This is a genomic window from uncultured Fibrella sp., from assembly GCF_964250085.1.
In the GTDB taxonomy this organism is placed as follows: domain Bacteria; phylum Bacteroidota; class Bacteroidia; order Cytophagales; family Spirosomataceae; genus Fibrella.
Window position 1 is genome coordinate 773,258 of the sequence record NZ_CAXUEC010000001.1, and the last position, 20,662, is coordinate 793,919.

13 protein-coding genes are annotated in these 20,662 nt (G+C 54.5%); 1 reads left to right on the forward strand and 12 read right to left on the reverse strand.

Features of this window, described 5'->3' with window-relative positions; all coding sequences use genetic code 11:
* Positions 1-79 precede the first annotated feature (79 nt).
* Positions 80-958 (reverse strand): flagellar motor protein MotB, encoded by an 879-nt coding sequence (locus tag ACFE8Q_RS03125; protein ID WP_375443892.1) that lies wholly within the window; start codon positions 956-958, stop codon positions 80-82.
* 316 nt (positions 959-1,274) lie between these two features.
* On the opposite strand from ACFE8Q_RS03125, the gene ACFE8Q_RS03130 reads away from it, so the two are divergent.
* Positions 1,275-2,147 carry a hypothetical protein gene (locus ACFE8Q_RS03130; protein WP_375443893.1) on the forward strand — a complete coding sequence of 291 codons (873 nt, stop codon included), beginning with the start codon at positions 1,275-1,277 and terminating at the stop codon, positions 2,145-2,147.
* A gap of 6 nt (positions 2,148-2,153) precedes the next feature.
* Here ACFE8Q_RS03130 and ACFE8Q_RS03135 read toward each other — a convergent pair whose 3' ends face one another.
* From ACFE8Q_RS03135 to ACFE8Q_RS03185, 11 genes are all read right to left on the reverse strand, one after another.
* On the reverse strand, positions 2,154-3,095 hold the full coding sequence (locus tag ACFE8Q_RS03135) for a DUF72 domain-containing protein (RefSeq protein WP_375443894.1): 942 nt from the start codon (positions 3,093-3,095) through the stop codon (positions 2,154-2,156).
* 150 nt (positions 3,096-3,245) lie between these two features.
* Positions 3,246-4,283 carry a DUF3500 domain-containing protein gene (locus tag ACFE8Q_RS03140; RefSeq protein ID WP_375443895.1) on the reverse strand — a complete coding sequence of 346 codons (1,038 nt, stop codon included), beginning with the start codon at positions 4,281-4,283 and terminating at the stop codon, positions 3,246-3,248.
* Between the two features lie 69 nt (positions 4,284-4,352).
* Positions 4,353-4,754 carry a hypothetical protein gene (locus ACFE8Q_RS03145; RefSeq protein WP_375443896.1) on the reverse strand — a complete coding sequence of 134 codons (402 nt, stop codon included), beginning with the start codon at positions 4,752-4,754 and terminating at the stop codon, positions 4,353-4,355.
* A gap of 78 nt (positions 4,755-4,832) precedes the next feature.
* Positions 4,833-5,204 (reverse strand): hypothetical protein, encoded by a 372-nt coding sequence (locus tag ACFE8Q_RS03150; protein WP_375443897.1) that lies wholly within the window; start codon positions 5,202-5,204, stop codon positions 4,833-4,835.
* Positions 5,205-5,366: 162 nt separating this feature from the next.
* Entirely contained in the window at positions 5,367-7,511 is a 2,145-nt protein-coding gene (locus ACFE8Q_RS03155; protein WP_375443898.1) for a S9 family peptidase, read from the reverse strand.
* Positions 7,512-7,675: 164 nt separating this feature from the next.
* A complete protein-coding gene (locus ACFE8Q_RS03160; protein ID WP_375443899.1) occupies positions 7,676-10,438 on the reverse strand; it encodes a glycoside hydrolase family 2 protein in 2,763 nt (920 codons plus the stop codon).
* 218 nt (positions 10,439-10,656) lie between these two features.
* Entirely contained in the window at positions 10,657-12,852 is a 2,196-nt protein-coding gene (locus tag ACFE8Q_RS03165; protein ID WP_375443900.1) for a plastocyanin/azurin family copper-binding protein, read from the reverse strand.
* A gap of 101 nt (positions 12,853-12,953) precedes the next feature.
* Positions 12,954-14,840 (reverse strand): DUF1080 domain-containing protein, encoded by a 1,887-nt coding sequence (locus ACFE8Q_RS03170; protein WP_375443901.1) that lies wholly within the window; start codon positions 14,838-14,840, stop codon positions 12,954-12,956.
* A 345-nt stretch (positions 14,841-15,185) separates the two neighbouring features.
* Entirely contained in the window at positions 15,186-17,618 is a 2,433-nt protein-coding gene (locus ACFE8Q_RS03175) for a T9SS type A sorting domain-containing protein (protein WP_375443902.1), read from the reverse strand.
* Between the two features lie 170 nt (positions 17,619-17,788).
* Positions 17,789-19,018, reverse strand: a complete 1,230-nt coding sequence (locus ACFE8Q_RS03180) for a glycan-binding surface protein (RefSeq protein ID WP_375443903.1) — start codon at positions 19,016-19,018, stop codon at positions 17,789-17,791.
* Between the two features lie 31 nt (positions 19,019-19,049).
* Positions 19,050-20,651, reverse strand: coding sequence for a RagB/SusD family nutrient uptake outer membrane protein (locus ACFE8Q_RS03185; protein ID WP_375443904.1), 1,602 nt, complete (start codon positions 20,649-20,651; stop codon positions 19,050-19,052).
* Between the last annotated feature and the right edge of the window lie 11 nt (positions 20,652-20,662).

Consider the following 20,662-nt stretch of genomic DNA (forward strand, 5'->3'; position numbering starts at 1 on the left):
GTACCTGACGACGTACCCACAAAAAATGCCCCCGACTGGTTGAGTCGGGGGCATTTTTATGTCGTTTCAACAAAACGGATTATTTGCCTTGACCGCTCGAGAGCAGGTTAAAGAACTGATCAAGTTTTGGCGTCAGGATGATCTCTGTACGACGGTTCGATTTACGACCTTCGGGTGTTGCGTTGTCATCTTTAGGCGCGTATTCGCCACGGCCACCAGCGGTGAGGCGGGTTGGAGCAACACCAAATTTAGTTTGCAGCACGCGCGAAACGGCTGTTGCGCGCAGTACGCTCAAGTCCCAGTTGTCGCGCAGTACACCCGATACAAACGGAACGGCGTCGGTATGACCCTCAACCAGAATGTCGAGTTCGTTATGGTCGTTTACTACTTTGGCTACTTTCTCCAGCACAGCTTCAGCTTGTGGGTTCACATCAAATTTGCCTGAGTTGAACAGCAGCTTATCAGAGATAGACACATAGACAACACCTTTCTTCACTTCTACCTGCACATCCTGGTCGTTGATGTCGGCCAGAGAGCGTTTCAGGTTCATCACCAACGCCAGATTCAGCGAGTCTTTGCTACGAATCTGATTGTTGATATTGTTGACGTATTTGGTTTGCTCGTTCAGTGTTTCGAGCGATTTCTTGATACTCTCGGCACCCTGCTTGCTCACCACCGATAGGTCAGACATGCGATCGAGCAGGTTATTGTTGGTTTTCTTCATATAGTCGAGCTGGCTTTGCAAGTCGGCTAATTGAGTAACCTTGTTGGCCAGATCGGCATCTTTACTTTTAATGGTCGACTGTAGGTCTAGTGTCTTTTTGTCGCAGTTGTTCAGATCGGCCAGCGTTTTTTCATGGGCTGACTGCAAGTTTGCCAACTCTGCTTTTTGTTTTTTGCTGGCAGCGCAGGATGACAGCAAAGCCAGACCAGCGCAGATAATCAATACGTTTTTCATGAAGGTTTTGAAAAGTTAACTAGATACCGGTCAAACGCCGATGATCTCAAGATTGGTACCAGACAATCTTATGTTTTAAGAAATAATAAAATGCCTCACTGTTACTTGCATCAGACCGCAAAATTACAATTTTTTCTAATAAGAGCCACGCCGCAACTACTTAATAAACAAAGGTAACCTATTGATTTGCTGATGTTGACAGTTGACGGTAACGAGTTTTTTTGTATCTTACCTCTTCAGTATGCTCGGACTATTCAGACGCAAAAAAAAGGAGGAGGTACGCGCTCTACCACCGACTTACCCCTTGCCAGCTCACATGGCTGACTGGCTCTCTGTAGAAGAATATAACCAGATTCTTCTGCTTACGATCAGTCAATTAAGCCTGAAAGGGACCATTGACCTTATAACGGATGATGGAGTCGTTCATGTTCAATTCGATGGACAAAAAGGACCAACCCGTTTTTACATGGACAATCTGTTGCGGAAATGCAAGGCAACAGACCCTGCCGAATGGGAGGCAATGGTCATTGGCCACGTGAAGATTCTGCCAATTAATAATGCGGCGATAACCTACATCTACAAAGATTTCGAGTTTGCGGCTCCGCTCCTGAAGGTGCAGGTGAAACCAGTTGGTTTTGCCGAGGATATCATGGAAGATTGCGTGTATCGGCAAGACTTTCCACAGACGAATACATTTCTGGTTATTGATTTCGACGATGCGCTGCATTATGTCCGGCGGAGCGAGATCGGCGAGTGGGAAGCGTCGGATACGTACCTGTTCGAGACGGCGCTGGATAATGTCGCCCGTGAAAAACCAGACCTGTCCGGTCATTCGCTAACGGATGAACTGCCGCTATATACCCTTTTTCACAACGACTTCGCCGTAGCCTGCGCTATTGAGTTGACTCGTAACGCCGATGAGGCCGTAGGCCCTTATGGCGCGGTTGTCAATATTCCGGCCAAAGGATCGGTATTTATCCACCCACTCGAAGCCGACACGGTACTGGACTATATCGCCGCCTCGCACGAAATGGTGCACGGCTTTTATACCGAGGAGGTGTATACCGTCAACGAAGAGTATTACTGGTATTATGAAGGCCAGTACAGCCTGTTTCCGATGCGCGTAGAGGGTAATCAGGCCTACCTGTCGTACCCTGATCGGTTGCGGAAGTTGTTGCAGGATGAGTAGGGCTATCTAAAACAAACTGCCCTGCACCACTTGTGGTTGCAAAACAGGTTCGCGCAGGTTTAACCCGCAGTGCTCGTTGAGCTGACGTACCCAGTATCGAATCAGCTCTGGCGCAGTATCGTTATCGCCGCCGCCATGCACAAACAGGTAGGCCGTCTGGAGCCCCTTATCAAACCAGCTTTTCAGGCGTTGTATCCACTCGTCGGTACGTGTATAGTCGGTCGGGTGGCCTTCATTAGCAATGAACCGCAGCGTCAGCACGGGGCTGCTCAAGCCCATGTGCAGCACATCGCGCCGACCGGATACATCGGTAATGACCGTATGACGGTGCAGTGCGTGCAGGCGTTCCAGCGTTTGACCCCAGATGGACGCTGATTTGAACCAGTCGGGATGACGAAATTCGACGGCTACGTCGAGGTCGTCGGGGAGGTCGCTGAGGTAGCGTTCCAGTACCGGCCATTTATCGGGGCCGAACATGGGCGGCAGTTGCAGAAACGACATGCCCAGAAATTCTTCCAACCCAAAAATGGCGTTGACGAATTCGGCGGTTAGATTTTCGGCTCCCTGCAACAGCCGTTCATGGCTGATCGCCTGTGGAAATTTAGGACAGTAGAGAAACGACGTACCTACATTTTTGCGTTCAGCAACGGCACCCGCTGCTTCCGTTTTCCACTTATCGATCATGCCCTGCGTTGGAATCTGGTAGTGCGTCAGGTTTAACTCGATGGTGTTGAACTGCCGGACGTAATAGTGCAGGAAGTCTTTCTCCTTCGCGGTTGATGGATACACCTTGCCTACGTAGTCTTTATTCGCCCATACCGGCCCGCCAATAAACACGTTGGGTTGCTTGGTGGGTGTCACATCTGTCCAGATCCGGGCATTGAACGTATGACCGGGCGGTAGAGACAGGGTGACAGTGTCGAGGTTGGTGGTTTTTCCAAAGTCCATGATGAAGGCGCAGCAGTCAGTGTAGCAAGCCGCTTTGTAGCTATAATACGAAATTCATGCCCTTTGTTTTCAGTTGCCTGTAGTGTCATTCATGGGCATTCGTTGTCATTACGCTAACGGCAAATGACCACCGCCGCCGCGAAGCATCAGTCAGTGTTTAGCGCGTTCATAATGGTCGCGGAGAAGGTCATCGCCGAAATCGTTGGTCAAGTCGCGCACGACGGTGTGAACATGGTTGGCGTTGTTCTGCGTGTTGTCATATTCGATCAGCAGCATTGGTCCGTGAATGCGATAGTAGTAACCAATGCTGTTACCCTCGGTCATGTCGCCCGCCCAGGCAAAACGAAGCTGATCCAATCCCGCTTTTTCGATCCGATCCATCTGCTGTTTAGCCAGCGTTATCCGGTAACGACCTACGTAGAGCTTCAGCAGGTCAAGAAACTGCCGTCGTTGACTAGCCGTCATGTCGGCGTAAGTGAGGCCGTCCATACGTTCGAGCGATGCCCGGCGGCTGTTGCCCGTCAGGATGTTACCGAAGGCTTTTTTGGCCAGCGTAGCCTGGGTTAGCTGGGTTTCGTTCAGGCTGTGAAGTAGCTTGAAGGCCATGTCGGTTTCTTCGCGCATGAGCTGTTTGCCTTTCTGAGGTACGTCGACACGAACCACGCCGGGGTTGCTGCCCATAAACATAGGCGTTAAGGCCATCACTTTGCCCGTCAGCGACGAGAACTGCGCCGACAGGTGGTGCCCTTCAAAGCGCCATCCCCACGGATCGGTACTGCCCACGTCGCCGAACAGGGTGACGTAATAGCCTTCGGGATCTCGGTAGGTATCGTTCTCGGGACGTTTTTCTACTACCCGCAGCACATTTTCCAGATCCGAAATCTGCGTGGCTTTACTATAGCCTTCATCGCTGAGGCCGGTTTTCAGCAAAGCCCAGGCCAGTTTTTGTTGCTCGGGGGTCATTTGCTTCAACATCAGGCCCTTGCGGGCATGTGGCACAAAGTCCCAGTTTACCCGTTCATTATCGGTGAATGGGTACGTTGCCTGCTTGCGCTGTTCGGGCGTCATTGTTTGCAGCAGTGCCTGGGCGGCATCCGCCATATCGTCTTTCACCCGTTGCGGCGCTACTACTTGTGCAGATGCTGGCAGGATGAAGAGACAGAGAAGAACAAGGAGGGGAGGTCTCATAAAACAACACGGTTAACTCGCCTTAGAAGGGCAGGTTAACCGTGGTTCTACTGAGTATAACTGGGTACGTTATCTAGGCCCAAGTTGAACAACATCGTAGCCAAGAGAAGTAAAGTAATCAATGACCGCCTCTTCTTGTACAGCCGTTAAGGCTCCATAGCGACCGGATGAGTAATTGATGTACACTTTATCATCGTCGCCAAACCAGAGTTCGCCGCCCTGTAAGGCGAGCGCTCCGCCAGTTATGTTTGTATGGCACACCACTCCACGTTTAGCGATTGGATTTGGTGTAGCCTCTAAAAGAATTCTTAGGCCGTTCTGGTCGATCACCCATAAATAAAGACCATCTTTACTTTGTTGAAAGACAGTCGCTGATGATATTACAACGCAGTTTGGCGGTTTTCCACCATTAGTGGCGTTGAAGGTCTCTGCATCAAAAAGGATATCTTCGCCTACAGATATGCTTCGCATTGGGCGTCTACGTGCGAAAGGAGGAGTTTCCGGGCCGAGGCGTTTAATCTGTTCTGCAGTAGGCGCGGGCATTATAGATTACAGACGTGAATAACCTCGTTCGTTTGCTTCCTCCATTTTAGCAAGGCCAAATCGAACAAGGGCATCAACAGGAGCAATTGGTTTAAGTGGGCCAAAATCACGCTCTATCAACTCGTTCGTACCCATACTCAGGTAGCATTGTGACGTGTCCGTGTAGAAGGGTAGCGGGTTTTCAGTTAATAATTTAACGATCATGGCATCATTAATCGCTCCGCCATTTTCAGCTAAAGCCCGGTCCACCAACTCATCACCTAACAGGGCGTTTAAATGCCAGGGCTGATTAGGTGAGGTTAGCAGTGTGTTATGCTTGGTGCTCCTGACAACGGGATACTGTTTACCCCCACGAACAAAAGACATTAATTCTCCCATAACCGTAGCGAAAGTTAGCTTCTAAGCTACAACAACATAAGTGAAAGGCAAAGTTCTGCCTCACAGTTTATACGCAAGAACCACGGTTGACTCGCCTTATGAAGGGCAGGTTAACCGTGGTTCTACTGAGTCTGGGTACGTTCCCGAAAGGAGACCCTGGTCTTACAAGCTTCCCTTTCCGGCCAGATTTAGCATAAAGGCGTATTCCATCGCTACCTCCTTCAGGGCGTTGAACCGGCCCGATGCGCCTCCGTGACCGGCCTCCATGTTTGTGTGTAGCAGCAGTACGTTGTTGTCTGTCTTCATGGTGCGGAGTTTAGCGACCCATTTGGTAGGCTCCCAGTACTGCACCTGCGAATCGTGCAGGCCGGTGGTCACCAGCAGGTTTGGGTACGCCTGTTTCGATACCTGATCGTAGGGCGAATACGACAGCATATAGTCATAATATTCTTTCTTCTTCGGATTGCCCCATTCCTCAAACTCACCCGTTGTCAGCGGAATGCTTTCGTCGAGCATGGTCGTCACCACATCCACGAATGGTACGGCCGCCACAACGCCCCGATACAATTCGGGAGCCTGATTGATCACCGCGCCCATTAGCAGGCCACCCGCGCTGCCACCCAGTGCAAACAATTTGTCGGGCGCCGAATACTTGTTGGCGATGAGCCATTTCGATACGTCGACAAAGTCATTGAAGGTGTTTTTCTTTTTCAACAGTTTACCGTCGTCGTACCAGGCGCGGCCCATTTCCTGCCCACCCCGAATGTGGGCGATGGCGTAGATGAAGCCCCGGTCGAGCAGGCTGAGGCGGTTGGTGCTGAAACCCGGTTCGGTATTGCTGCCGTATGACCCGTAAGCGTATTGCAACACCGGCGAGGTGCCATCTTTCGGGGTGCCTTTGCGGTATACAATCGACACGGGCACTTTCACGCCATCGCGAACGGTGACGAAAACGCGCTCAGACACGTAGTTGTTCTTATCGAAGCCGCCAAGAACGGGCTGTTCTTTCATCAGCGTACGGGCCTTCGTGTCCATGTTGTAATCGAAGGTTGACGAGGGTGTGGTCATCGACGAGTAGCCGAAGCGGAGCACGTTGGTGTTGATGTCGGGGTTGTTGCCGATCCCCGCCACGTAGGCCGGATCGGTAAAGCTGAGGTACTCGTCGGCCTTTGTTTTCTGGTTGATCACCCGCAGTTTGGCCAGGCCGTCTTTGCGTTCGCCCAATACCAGGTGATTGGTAAACACGTCCATGTTTTGCAGGAACACATCGGCCCGGTTTGGCATCACTTCTTTCCAGGCGGTGCGATTGGTGGTACCGGCGAGGTTATCGGCTGCCTCCATCAGGCGGAAATTCTGCGCCTTGTAGTTGGTACGCACGTAAAATTTGTTGCCAACGTGCTGAAGATCATACTCGTGGCCGCGCTCACGTGGGTAAAAAATGGCGAACGTACCTGTAGGCTTGCTGGCTTCCAGCAGTCGGTATTCGGTGGTGACGCCGTTGTGGTCGCTGACAATGGCCACGTACTTTTTCGACTTCATCCGGTACAGACCCATGTAGAACTGGTTATCCTTTTCTTCGTACACCAGCACGTCGGCCTTCGGGTCGGTGCCCAGCACGTGCCGGTATACCTGGTAACCAAGCAGCGTCTGTACATCTTTCTTCACGTAGAAAAACGTTTTGTTATCCGTTGCCCACGCGTAATTGCCCGCTTCTACATTTGGAATTACTTCGGGATAAACTTGCCCCGTTTTCAGGTTTTTCACCCGCAGCGTATACAGGCGGCGGCTAACGGTGTCTTCGCAGAAAATGGCCAGTTCGTCGTTGTCCGACACCTCGAAGCCGCCCAGGCTGTAGTAGTTATGCCCTTTCGCCATCGCGTTGCAATCGAACATCAACTCTTCGGGGGCGGTCAGTGTGCCTTTCTTCCGAACGTAGACCGGGTATTCGCCGCCCTGCACGAAGTTGGTCTGGTAATAATACGCGCCCTCTTTATACGGCACCGACTGGTCTTGTTGCTTGATGCGGCCCTTCATTTCGGTGAAAAGCGTTTCTTCCAGCGCCTTTTGCGGAGCCAGAACGGCCGTAGTGTAGGCGTTTTCTGCGTTAAGGTAGCTGATGACTTCCTTGTCTTCCCGGTCGTTTAGCCAATAGTAGTTATCGGTGCGAGTGCCGCCGGGGGAAACCAACTCTTTCGGTTTAATCGGAGCCACGGGGGGCTTGGCCGGTCCTGCGTTCGGTAATGTCTGTGCTTGCGCCATACTAGACAGCATCAATGCTGCGAAAAATGCGGTAGTGTGTTTGTTCATGAGAGACGATGGAAATACCCTTACCGGTTCCCTGCGAAGCGGAATACGAACTTACGGCAAAATGGCCATCCTTCAGGCACGTATGGCGTAGCTGTTTTTTGAACGGTAGAAGTTGGTGTATGGCTTCGTGTTGTAGCGGGCTGACGCATGGACGTACCCAACTTCTACCGAAAATCAAAGTACAACACGCCCTGCAACGTGTCGGCGGCCCCGTTGGCTACGGTTAGGCTCGGCTGCCCCTGTGGACCAAGCAGGTTCGCCGTCTGAAACTTGCCGCCAATGGCCGGAATGTCGTGCAGGAAAGACAGGCCACCCGCCGGGAACGCAGGAACCGTATTGGCATTATTGGCTTTCTGGGGCGGCGATGGTGTGAATACGCGCAGGAATAAATCTTCGCTGGCCGACAGCACCGTGAAATCGCCTTCGTCGGTTTGTAAACGAGCGCCGTACACGTTGGCATAGTACCCTTTGAATTCAGGATAATCCCAGCGTTCGCCCGTTACGCCATCGTTGTATGGCTTGCTCCAGCCGTTGATAGTGCCGCCTTTGAGCCGGTTCCGCCAAACGCGGTAAGGGCCATTTCCCAGCAGATACATCCCACGAACGCGCTTTTCGGGATAATCAAACGTGACGCCGGGCGTTTCCAGACTTACGCCGTTGGGCCGATAGCGATACGCCAGCTTCACCCAACCCGACGGATACATGGTCCAGACAAGGTTGTACCGGAAGGCACCGTCGAACGAAACGTCGACACTATGCGCCCCGCCTTCGTCATACTGCCGAAGTGATTTGAACGTGGCTTCCCCGCCGATCAGCACCGGACCGTTGGTAAGCGAAATCGTGTTTCTGGCATTCTTCACCGTCGCCAGCATCCCCGTTCTGGTATTGATCACCAGCGACACGCCGCCAGCGGCCATCGTGAGCTGATCGCCTTTTTCGGTGGCCGTTACCGTGCCAGTGCCTGTGGTCATCAGTCGGCCGGCAACGCGGTCGGGCAGCGAGATAGGCCACGACCAGGTGTTGATTTCGCGGCCATACGGGTCGTTGGCGGTCAGGTAAAGTACGTCGTAGTCCTGCCATTTTGCGGGTAGGTTCAGTTGCAACGTACCTGCGCTGCGGGGTTTGATGTCCGGGGCGGCTGCTTTCCCGCTGATGGCCGTAGTGTCGCCCGCGGTCAGGCCCGTGAACCGTTTTAGTTTCCAGCGAAATGTGCACTGGTTCAGGTTCGTCTGGTCGAAGCGGTTTTCGACGGGAAGCTGACCGTTGAACTGAGCCGTGATCTGTTTCTTCGGAAAAAAGACCGACGCCCAGATCTCGCGAATGGTGTAAAAACTGGCTTCTTTCTCCCGATATGGCCCCACAATGCCATCGGCCCCTGAGTTACCGGCCGTGTCGATAATGCCATCTTTATCCGTACGAACAATGCCTTGATCGCAGAAATCCCACAAGAATCCACCTGCCGACAACGGATTCGACCGCATCAGGTTCCAGAAATCATCCAGGCCCGCGCCGTGCCCGCCATCGTAGAGGCCGTGCAGAAACTCGGTTGGAAAGAACACGTCATGCCCGTTGAAGAACGTACCTAGGCCGTAGTTGTAGTTGATGTAGTGTTTAGTGTTGGTGCCCAGCCGATTGAGCCAGGGGTGAATGATGGGCCGTTTCTGAACGTCGTATTTCGGATAATCGGGCAGTAGATCGAAGTTGAAACCGCCCTCGTTGCCATTGGCCCACAACACAATAGAGGGATGATTCACGTCGCGGGTGATGAGCTCTTTCACCAGCTTGCGGCCCACCTGCGTATCGTAGGGCGGATATTGCCAGCCGGTCAACTCATCGACGACAAACAGGCCCAACGAATCGCAGACGTCCAGAAAATGCCTGTCGGGCGGGTAGTGCGACATCCTCACCGCGTTCATGTTCATGTCTTTGATCAGGTTCGCATCCAGCAGACTCAGCTCCCGGTTCGATGTGCGGCCGGTGGTTGGCCAGAACGTACCCCGGTTCACGCCCCGAAACATGATTCGCTGCCCGTTCACGTAAATGCCGTCCCGTTCGCGCAGTTCAACCGTGCGGAAGCCGAACCGTTCGGTCAGGGTATGCACCACCGTTGCTTTGTTTGTCAGACGTACCTGCACCCGGTACAGATTCGGGAACTCGGGTGTCCACAAGGCCGGGCTGGGTACGTTGCCCCGAAGCTGAACGAGACTATCGCCGGAGTTTACCTGGGCGGTCATGGGCTGGCCAACGGCTTTACCGTTTTTATCGAAAAGCCGGGCTTCAACGATTCCCGCCGTTTTGATGCCGTCGGTGAACACGTTCATGCTAAATGAACCATTGGCTTTAGCGTCGATGGCGGTTCGTTCGATGCGTTGCTGCGGGTACGCTTCCAGAAAAACGGGCCGGAAAATGCCGCCGAATACCCAGAAATCAGCCCCGCGTTCAGCCTCGTTCACCGAGCGATTTGCCGACAGTTTACTAACGCGGACTTCCAGTTGATTCGCCTGTCCGATCTTCAGCAGTGGCGTAATCTCATACCGAAATTGGTAGTATGCGCCCTGATGCACCGGTCCGGCAAGTTGACCGTTGATTTTTACTTCGGTATCCGTCATCGATCCGTCGAAGACAATGAAAATACGTTTCTGCTGCCAGGCCGTGGGTACGTTGAAGGTGTGTTTATACAGGCCGGCTTCCAGCGAATCTTCTTTGGAGTTGCCATACTGGTAGGTGCCAAATCCGTGCAGTTCCCATTGCGAGGGAACGGGAATTGTCGTCCATTTACCGCTGTTCCGGCCACGCGTACACTGAAAATCCCAGTTGACGGTATGGTCTTTCCCGCTACCCGACAGGTACTGAATCTCGGTTTTTTGGGCAAAAAGCGGCTGAACTGCCAGCAAAACGCCCAGCAGGAGGATAAAACGAAGAAGCATGAGTGGAGGGGTTGTGTGTATGCTCGGTACTGTGTGGTTGGCTTTGTTTTTTGCTTCGTACTGTAGGTTGCTGATGCTGGGCCCTTCGACAGGCTCAGGGTGACAAGACACATCAGAATGTTGATGACCAACTTGAGTGAGGTTGTCACCCTGAGCCTGTCGAAGGGCCCAGCGTCAGCAACCTACAGTGCGAAGCAAAGCACGAAATCATCCACCACCTACGGCACTACTTTCATAATGCCTTGCATGACGTAGAAATGGCCGGGAACCGAGCATTCGTAGGTGTATTCACCGGGTTTAGCAGGCGCAATGAAGTAGATCGACTCGTTGGTGTTGGGTTGCAGCAGGTTGGTATGATGCAGCACCTTGTCGGTCTGGGGGATGTAGTTTTTCTCTTGTCCTTCCAGGCCCAGTTTCATCGCCAGTTCACCCACCTGAATGGCTGAACCGGGCGTTACCACCACGAAGTTGTGCAACATATCATCTTCGTTGTTGAACACAACCCGAACTTTGCTGCCCGCTTTCACCTGAAACTGTTCAGGCGCAAACTTCAGACCCGGCTTCGTGCCCATATTGATCGTGTAATCAGCATCGCCACCCCAGGAGGCGGGCATCTCGGTTACCCGTTTCGCTGCGCTACTGCCTGCTGTTTTGCCTGTTGGTTTGGCCGTAGCTGACTTTGTTGCGGGGGCTTTCTTTCCGGTCGATTTTGTCACCGCCGGGGGAGCCGTCGACGTTGAGGCCATCATCGAATGGTCGTGCATGGGAGCCGGAGCAAGGCTGGCTACGGCCAGTTTTTCACCGTCGGGGATATTGTTCAGCGTATAATAACCCACATTATGCAGCAGCGTGCGGCCATTTTCTGACCGTATACCCGCCGCCGTGATCTCGTGAATGTAGCCCAACCGCAGGCTATCAACGACCAGCCGCGCTTTCAGGCCGTCTTTCGAGACAACGACGCCTTTGATGGGGCAACCGCCCCGATTAATGACCGGGCTGCCGTAGGTGGCGTGGTACTTGTAGTTGAAGCCCGTTACTTTATACGAAGCCGGATCGGCCGCCAGTTCGGCATCGACCGGAGTGGTGAACTCGATCTCGAAGCCGTCGGGCATAGCGTGGATGGTCTTCATCTCGAACGGCATTTTACCCGTCCAGACCACGCGTTGCAGGCTGAACAACTCCTTGCCGGTCGACGACCAGCCGCGACTGGTCATGCCCACGAACATGGACGCATCGTGCCCCCACACTAGCCGGAAAACGCCCGACGAGAAGCCTTCGCGGAAGGGGAAAACAACGCCCTGGTACTCGCCCTTCACCTTTTCAAGATCAACGCGTGAGAGAATGCTTTGCCCCTGATCGCCAACGAATAACTGCCCGGCGAAGGGACCGAAACCGCCTTTCGTATTATCGGGAATCATGCCCGACGTTGAGATGCCGAGAATGCCGTGGGGCAACCAGACAGCGGGCGCTTTCAGGTCTTTAAACTTCTTTGCGACGTCGTAGAGCGGCTCGCCGGTGTTGGGTACGTCTCCTGGCTTGATGGTCAGTGGTGAGTCGGCGAGGCCGGTCCAGCGGAGGCTTTCGGCATTGCCCATAAAGTCGCCGCGTTCAACCTGCGAAATACGACCCGAGCCAACCCAGTCGCCCTGATTTTCGCTGTAGAAAAAGTCGCCCGCTTCGTTCATCACGTACCCGGCCGGTGAGCGCATACCCGCCGCGAAGGGCTTCATCTTGCCGTCGGGCATCAGTTCGAGCGTCCAGCCGCGCCAGGGAACCAGACTTACGCCGTGGCCAAGGCTATTGCTCCAGCCTACGTTGAGGGTTACCAGCATATTGCCGTTGGGCAGAAACGTGGGGCCATACGAATACTCGTGGTAATTGCCCGACAGTGGCCACGAATACACTTTGTCGTACGAATCGGCGCGTCCATCCTGATCGGTGTCGCGGAGGCGGGTCACTTCGCTGCGTTGCGTCACGTAAATGTCACCGTCTTTGTAGGCCAGCCCCAATGGTTCGTGCAGCCCCTGAGCAAAGCGTTTGTACGTTGGCCGCGCCGACCCGCTGATGTAGGGGTTCGACACGATCCAGACTTCGCCCCGGCGCGTACAAACGGCCAGGTTCCCATCGGGCAGGGTGGCCATGCCGCCCACTTCCAGAATGACATCTTCGGGAACGGGCAACGAAATGATTTTGTAAAAATCGTCCGGTTCGGCGTCCCGATCCCGTTCGGGATCGACTTCCGGTTTGGCTAATCCTTTGGGAGCCGGAGCGGGTTGCTTGCTGCTCGAACTAACCGGCTTGCCATCTTTGGATTGAATCTGCGCCTGTGTTGGTAATTGACAAATGCCGATAAGTGCCGTCGTGACGAGGGCCAATCCGAGCAGGTTATGTACGTTGTATTGACTGGGTTTCATAAGTTAGTGGTCGTCTGAGCAGACCCCCAACCCCCTGAAGGGGGCTAAAGCTCCGCGAATTGGCGAGTAGCGCAGTAGCCCCCTTCAGGGGGTTGGGGGTTTTACCAAATAATTGAATAAGTCGCGGTGCCGGTGGCTCCGGTTGTTTTTAGAGGAAGCAGTAACTCCTGGGTACGTTGCGGCGTGGTGCGTACGACTGGTTTTTCGGAAGCGGGTAGCTCAACGAAATACTGCCTGTCGTTGACGGCGTAAAGGCCATTAGGCAGTTGTGTAATTGTGCTTCCCTCCGCTACGCGGCACCAGAGCTGGCCTTTTTCCTGACCCAGCCCCACGGTGAACGAATGCGATAAACGGCGGCCTTCGTCGGCAGTAGTGAACGATTCGCGGACGCTGGCTGTGCCGAGAGCATACTTGAATACAGGCCGTCCTGCTTTGTCGATATCGTAGCCCTGATTCACATACGTAACGTTGGAGTCGGGCCAGGCGGCGTTCTGATCGGCCAGGAAGGTGATGGATGGTTTACCCGCCATCTCGATCACGCTACCCAGCGGCACCGATAGCTGCGTTTCGCCGCGCCCATACCACATCGGCGTTGTTTCTAGGAAATCGCCCCGCCATATTTGCAGGAATTCGCCTTTGCTCAGGTCGATGCTATAGTTGGCATCGCCGGGTTCACCCACCGAAATCGTGTGGGTACGTTTGGCTCCTTTGTAGTTGACGAAGCCCCGCTGCATAACCGGCTCGTTTTTGGCTAGTATCGAAATTTCGCCGACAGGGTCCTGCGCGACAATCACCGGATTCAAGGTAGTATACTGCACGCCTGGCCCTTCGAGCGACAACGTAATGTCGTTGGTGCGGGCATACCAGAGTCCGAAATTTTTGTAGTACGCCAGTTTCAGCGGATGATCGCCCGCTTCGAGCGTTACCATAGCCGAGGCTGTACCGCCATTTTTGCCCGTAATGGTGAATACGGGCTTATTGGCAATCGTCAACTGGCCTTCGCCGTTGGGGTTGTTGGGGTTCGTCTCTGCCGGAATCCAGGCCAGGTTCAGGTCGATCAGGTATTGGCCGGCGCGGGGAATGTGAATCATCCCGGTGATGACGCCGCCAAACTTATCGCGGCTGCCGGGTGCCTGATGCGCGAGCAGGTTGATGGGCATTTCCCGTTTGGGTGTCATTGCCGCCATATCCTCCACCGACTTGAACCGGCCTTCGTACGCTTTCAACGTCATGTTGGTAAGCGTTACCGGTTCGGTGCCGTACGCTTTGTAGCGGATGTTACGCACCGCAACGGCGCCGTGGTCGCCCTGAATCATGAGCGGACCGGTTGGTTTTTCATCGGTGAAGGCCGCCGAGCGGGTTGGGCCGGTCACTTCCACGTTTTCCTGCACAATCACGCCGTTCTGAATCACTTTCAGGAACCGCGCATTCGCTATTTTCTGGCCAGTGCTGTTGAAACGGGGTGCGCGGAACACAATCGAAAGGTGCTGCCACAGACCCGGCGCTTTGCTAACGTTCTGAGCGGGTGGATGCCCTTCGTAGCCTTTTCGACCGTCGGGGCGGTTATCATCCCAGCGTTCGTAAATGGCCCCGCAATCACTCGATTTCGGGATACTCACGCCCCAGCTATCGAACAACTGCACTTCGTAGCGGCCTTGTAAATAAATACCCGAATTGGACCCTTTTTCCATCATGAAGTCGAGGTCGAGTTGTAGGTCGCCATGTTCCACTGTGGTAAGCAGGTGCTCGTTGGCCTTGGCCGACAGGGTATTAACGAGAATACCGCTACCGGGCCTGGTACTGCCTTTACCGGCGGTGTTTGGGTCGTAAGAGGCCTCTCCCACGACTTTCCAGTTGTTGCCCGTTGGCCTGAACGCGGACAGATTCTGAAGATCAATGGTTTGGGAAGGAATTTCATTCTGCTGCGCCACCGCACTGAGCGATAGGGCCAACAAGCTGGTTACTAAACAACTAACTGGCTTGATCATAGGTACTATAAACGTGAAATGAATCGGCTCAACTAACGCCGGTTAGCAAAGCCGATTCGGGCTGGGTACGTACTGGACTGATAAGAGTTGGGTTCCCTAAAATTACTATGTTGCGTGGTTTAGAATCGGTTAAATCGGGCGCGTTTTGCGTATTGGTTGTAGGTTGGCTTCGCGCTGTAGGTTGCTTTCGCGTGGCCCTTCGACAGGCTCAGGGTGACAACCTCACTCAAGATCGTCATTCACATTCTTGGGTGGGATTGTCACCCTGAGCCTGTCGAAGGGCTACGCGACAGCAACCCACAGCGCGAAGCCAACTAGCAAAAGCAACCCACAACCACTAAACCCTTACTGTTTCAAAATCTTAATTACGGCTTGTTTTTCATCGGTGCCGGTGCGGATCAGGTACGTCCCGGCGGGATAAGGCGACATGTCGATGATGAGGCTGGAGCCGGACAGTTTGGTTGACAGCACCTCCCGGCCCGCTGCGTTCAAGAGTAACACCGTCCGGCCGTTCATGGCTTCGGGGGCGGTGAGTGTCACTTCGCCGGTAGCCGGGTTGGGAAAGGCTTTTACCAGACTGGTTTTTGGCTCATCGACGGCCAGAATAGGTTCGGCAGGAGTAATGTTGGTTTCGCCATAAATAACGCCCCGACCAGCCGTACTCATGTACACGCGGCCATATATGTTCATGTCGCCCAGCATAAACTGACCATTACCCGGTCCGCCATATTCGTGTGCATCGTCGTTGAGACGCGTCCAGGTGCTTCCTTCGTCGGTTGACCGGTAAATGCCCAGTACGTTATTGACCGTGCCCCACATGAACAGCGTAGGATACGCACTGGCTGATACCGCTTTGCCAAAGCCAATGGCTCCGCAGTAGGTGACACCAGCTACTTTGGCAATCGTTTGTCCCGAATTGGTTGTCCGGGCCAGCCCCTGACCGTAGAGGGCAATCCAGACGTGGCCTTCCTTGCCGGGAATGGCCCGGATCACTTTCGAGCCGCCGCTGGAGGTGGTGCCGGCCGCTGTGAAGGCCGCGCCATTGTTGCCGTCACTAACCAGCAACGACCCGTTCGACGGGTTGTAGGCGTAGAACTTGTTCGGATTCACCATGTCGACAATGGGCCGTGCTTCATTGAATGACAGCCCGGTAACGGGGCTCCAGCTCACGCCGCGATTGGTGGATTGGTACGTAACGTTCGACGAGGCGGGCGCATGCAGGAAAATATCCGTCGGGCCGTTTTGCGAAATAGCTACCTGCCCCTGCTTACCATTGATCGTGCATTCTGTCCAGGTAACGCCCTGATCGAGTGAGTAATACATTTTTTCGCCTACCCGAAGCAGCTTGCTCGTGTTGGCGGGCGCAAAAGCCAGGCCGGTGGTAGTGCCCATGCGGGGCTGGTGAATGGCCGCATAGTTCTGCACGTTCGTGTGCCGGAAACCGTCGTAGTCGCCAATGACCGAGATAGCCGGGCCGTTTGGAATACTGACAAACCCGAGCGGCACCGTTTCTTCCAGACCCGCTACGGTAAACGTCCACACGCCCGCTGACGCGCTGATGTCGTTGTTGACGAAGATGCCGTTGCCCGATGTTACCCACACTTTCTTCGAGTCGGCGGGGTCGAATTCGATGCAGCCCGCCCAGTGAATCGACTGGCCGCTGATCCACGATATGCCGTTGGGGTTCATGCTGAAGCCCCGCGAAACCACATCTGTCCAGCTTTGGCCGCCGTTTTCCGACAGAAAAAGCCGATCGCCATACACATTGGCTTGTTGAAGCAGGTACGTATTGGTTGTCGAGGCCACAAGCCGTTGCGGGTTGGCCGGGTCAACGCTGATGCCACTAAATGCCCGCGCCACATTCTGCGGCGTCACGTTCGTCCACGTACCTGAGGCAATGGCGTATTTCCAGATTTGCCCGTTGTCAACGGGTTCGGGAAGCGTTCCGCTACCGTGTGGCCCGGCCCCGTTGGCGTAGGTGATGAACAGGTTACCCGCGCCATCCAGCACGGCGCGTTGCGGCATAAACGTGGCGGGCAGGGCCGGGTTGGCAATGGCCGTGAAGCTTTCGCCGCCATCGGCACTGGTCAATAAATTGGGCGTGGCACTGCGCGAAATTCCCACAAAGAGGCGATTCGTTTTCCCCCCTGCATTGGCCGATTTATCCAGCACCACAAAGCTGATTCCGTTTTCGTTGGGCGTCGTGGTCACGTTCAGCCCGGCCATGCGGGTCCAGGTAACGCCCGCGTCGGTGCTTTTGAATAGGCCATTGTAGCGCGTTCCGCAATACAGAATATTGCTGTTGAGCGGGTCGACCTGCAATTTTTCGCCATTCTGCCGACCCATGCCGTTCCCATGTGCCTTGAACTGCGCCGTGACGTTAACGACCGAAAAAGTCCTCCCCGCATCGGCTGAGCGCAGAATGGCCGTTTTGCCGCTGTTGAAATACGAAATCCCGACCAGCATATACACGCGGTCGGGCTGTTGCGGATCAATGGCAATGGACTCCACGCCGAGGTAGCCCGTTTCCTGGTCAGATACCCAGTCGGTGAGGGGAAGCCAGCGGCTGGTTGAATTGTCCCATCGGTAGGCACCCCCCACGTCGGTGCGGGCATAGATTAGCGGGCCGGTAGCTGTCTTCTGCATCACGAGGCCCGATACAAACCCGCCGCCGCCAATGGCTACGCTGTTCCAGGTATATTGTTCGGTCTGCTGCGCGTAGCTGGTAAGGGCGGTTACCAGCAGGCAGATAATGAGGTAGATACTGTATTTTTTCATAGTTGGGTGTTGCCGTGGGTACGTTGTTTTTGTGTAGGCTTCGCGAGTCGTGCCCTTCGACTCCGCTCAGGGTGACATCAGTCATCACCCTGTTCAGGCTGTGATCCTTTAGTTTCCTGTCACCCTGAGCGGAGTCGAAGGGCACGACTCGCGAAGCTTACACGAATTACCTACCAATTCCTGACAATCCGAATGTTGTCGATGGCGGTGGCGAAACCGGGCTGGGCTACACCGCTGTCATTGTTGAACATGAATTGCATGGTTCCGTTCCCGGTGGCGCTAAGTAGTGCCCCCAGGTTCGGCGCAGGATCGCCCGTGCCGTCTTTGCCGTCTTTCTTGGTCAGGAACCGGTTGAGTGGGATGGTTACCGTCACCCAGCCCGGTGTGGTAAATTCCTTGGTGGTGGTGGCATTCACCATCCAGGGGCGGTAAAGGGCCACGTACGTCCAGGCGGCACGGGGATTTACCATCAGCGTGCCGGCTGTCCAGGGTTTTTTCACGTAGATCTCAAATTTCATCGAGTAATCCTTAACCGGTTTTGCCAGTTCGCTGGCTGGTATTAACTGGCTGGCGTTGAGGTTGATCGAGCGGCCCGACTCCCAGTTGTTCCAGTTGCCCGCGGCGATGTTGCCAAATTCCATCGTGGCGTATTTGCCCTGTGAGCCGGGGTAGAGGGTAGCATCACTGGCTATCGCCGTAGCGCCCCAGCTATAGGTGTTCTTCGTGTCGAAATCACAGATGATGCCCGCCGGGTCACGGAACGAGACGGTGTCGGCACCGAACTCATTGACCACGATCATCTTACCACCCGTCGTCAGGTTTGTAGGTACGTTCACCGTAATCAGCGTGCCATCGCTGGCCGATTTTACGTTGGTTCCCTCCACGTTGCCGGGGAAAATGACCTTCTGAATCACGTACAGGTTGCTGCCCGACAATTGAATGGTGGAACCGGGAGCTGCAAACTCATTCGACACCGCGCTGACCACCGGAGCAGGCACCAATACACGAAAATCGAACGTGGCTTCGCCGTGCGTGGTCACAATCCGTATGTTGTTGGGCACAGTTGGGTCGGTCGCTGCCGTGGGTACGTTGGCCGGAATCGTGACGATGATGTTTGTGCTTGTGGTATAGTTCGCGTTGAAATACGCCTTCATTCCATTAATGTACACGTCTGTCAGGCCGTCGAGGCGTTCGCCGTGGATCACGATGATCCGGTTGGCGTAGGATGCCTGGAATGTACTGTCTTTGGCGATACTGAGTGGCTCGGTCCGGGTAATTTTCGTAATCACCGGCGGGCCAACGTTCACGTCGTCTTTGCAGGCTATCAGGTACGTGCTTGCTGCGCATAATAGAACGAGCACGACTACACGGATACCGCTAAATGGGGTTATCGTTTTCATTGGAAGTTTGGGATGTAAGGGCGTTGGCCGCTTAGAATTTGTACGCAACAGGCGCTTCTTTCAGGAGTGGATTCTGCACGACTTCAGATTCTGGATACGGGAACCGCATGTTCTCGTTCGTCGCCTTCACCGGGTTTGCTTTCCGGGTGGCTACCCGCAGCACGAGGTTGTTCGACGCGTCTTTGTGGTACGTGTACGACGCCCCCCGTTCCTGTCCGTTGATGTAATTCAGAATTTCGGTCGGCTTGAAATACCACCACGACACCAGATCGTACCAGTACTGGAATTCCATCGCGAACTCGACCCGTCGTTCGTTCATCATGTCGCTGAGTGTGATCGACGTTTTTGGGGCTACCCGGGCGCGTGTCCGTACCATGTTGAAATATGTCAAGCCATCGCCGCTGCTCAACGAGGCTGAATTGCCTAACGCCGCCTCGGCATACGTCAGGTACACGTCCGACAGGCGAAGCATGTAGGTTGTCAGCGGTGAGCTTTGCGTGGCCACAATAGCACCGTCGTTATCGGCCGTGCCGCCGGGTACGTACTTCTTGATCGGGGCGCGGGTCGTGTCGGTGCCGGGGTATCGGAAGCCACCGGTCGCTTTGTTGATTTCGGGATAAAAGCTGCCACCGCTCATCCAGGATGTATTCCGGCGGATGGTGTCGCCTTTTTCGTACGATTTCAGCATGTCGTACGACGCGTAGGTGCTGCTCCAGCCATTGGCCGAGCCGCCCAATACCGCCGACGAATACGCTAAGTCAGACACCAGTGTGTTGCCCACCAGCCAGCCGCCGTTTGGGACCCACTGCAACGAGAACAGGCTTTCGCGGTTGTTCCTGAACTGGTACTTGAACAGGTCAGGGTAGTTTTCCAGCAGGGTCAGGCCACTGTTCCTGATCACGTCGCCCGCGTAGAATTTGGCACTGTCGAGATCAGCCTGATTGCGGGTACCGTTGTTGTTATAACCCGAGCGCGACAGGTACGCTTTCGCCAGTAACCCTTTGGCCGCCCACTGCGTCACCCGGCCGGGCTCGTCGGTAGCGGGGAGGCTTTTGGCGGCAAACGTCAGGTCGTTGATCACGAACTTATACACATCTTCAACCCGGTTTGTACGCACTATGGGGTTCTTCAGCAGGTCCTCGTTATTCTCGATGATAATCACCGGCCCCCAGGCCCGTACCAGGTTCAGGTAGGCTTGTGCCCGCATGAAGCGAGCCTCACCAATGGCCGCATTTTTCTGCGCGTCGGTTACGCCGGTAGCATTCTGGGCAATCGAGCGCATGATGATGTTGGCCTGCCCGATCACGTTGTGGAAACCCGTCCAGGCGTTGAACAGGCTACCGTCCAGCGAACTGAGCGTGAACATGTACCAGGGCTCGGAGTTGTACGGAGCCAGCAGATTACCCGCCCGCGACTCGCCCATCGGCATGATGGCCCGGTTGTGGAAGTCGAACCAGACGATGTTGTAGAGCGGAGCCGTAGCCAGCCGCAGATCGGCGTATGATTTGTAGAAGTTGTCTACCGCCAGCCTGTCTTCAGGCGGACGGTTCAGGAAATCGTCTTCACAACTTGCCAGCCCGATAGTTGCGGCGATGGCCAGGGCAAAGAATGCTTTTATTGTGTTGTTTTTCATGATGTTGTTGT

Bases quoted from the DNA above. Each gene is read 5' to 3' on its own strand.
- ACFE8Q_RS03125 (WP_375443892.1), bottom strand. From the start codon at position 958: ATGAAAAACGTATTGATTATCTGCGCTGGTCTGGCTTTGCTGTCATCC.
- ACFE8Q_RS03130 (WP_375443893.1), top strand. From the start codon at position 1,275: ATGGCTGACTGGCTCTCTGTAGAAGAATATAACCAGATTCTTCTGCTT.
- ACFE8Q_RS03135 (WP_375443894.1), bottom strand. From the start codon at position 3,095: ATGGACTTTGGAAAAACCACCAACCTCGACACTGTCACCCTGTCTCTA.
- ACFE8Q_RS03140 (WP_375443895.1), bottom strand. From the start codon at position 4,283: ATGAGACCTCCCCTCCTTGTTCTTCTCTGTCTCTTCATCCTGCCAGCA.
- ACFE8Q_RS03145 (WP_375443896.1), bottom strand. From the start codon at position 4,754: ATGCGAAGCATATCTGTAGGCGAAGATATCCTTTTTGATGCAGAGACC.
- ACFE8Q_RS03150 (WP_375443897.1), bottom strand. From the start codon at position 5,204: ATGGGAGAATTAATGTCTTTTGTTCGTGGGGGTAAACAGTATCCCGTT.
- ACFE8Q_RS03155 (WP_375443898.1), bottom strand. From the start codon at position 7,511: ATGAACAAACACACTACCGCATTTTTCGCAGCATTGATGCTGTCTAGT.
- ACFE8Q_RS03160 (WP_375443899.1), bottom strand. From the start codon at position 10,438: ATGCTTCTTCGTTTTATCCTCCTGCTGGGCGTTTTGCTGGCAGTTCAG.
- ACFE8Q_RS03165 (WP_375443900.1), bottom strand. From the start codon at position 12,852: ATGAAACCCAGTCAATACAACGTACATAACCTGCTCGGATTGGCCCTC.
- ACFE8Q_RS03170 (WP_375443901.1), bottom strand. From the start codon at position 14,840: ATGATCAAGCCAGTTAGTTGTTTAGTAACCAGCTTGTTGGCCCTATCG.
- ACFE8Q_RS03175 (WP_375443902.1), bottom strand. From the start codon at position 17,618: ATGAAAAAATACAGTATCTACCTCATTATCTGCCTGCTGGTAACCGCC.
- ACFE8Q_RS03180 (WP_375443903.1), bottom strand. From the start codon at position 19,018: ATGAAAACGATAACCCCATTTAGCGGTATCCGTGTAGTCGTGCTCGTT.
- ACFE8Q_RS03185 (WP_375443904.1), bottom strand. From the start codon at position 20,651: ATGAAAAACAACACAATAAAAGCATTCTTTGCCCTGGCCATCGCCGCA.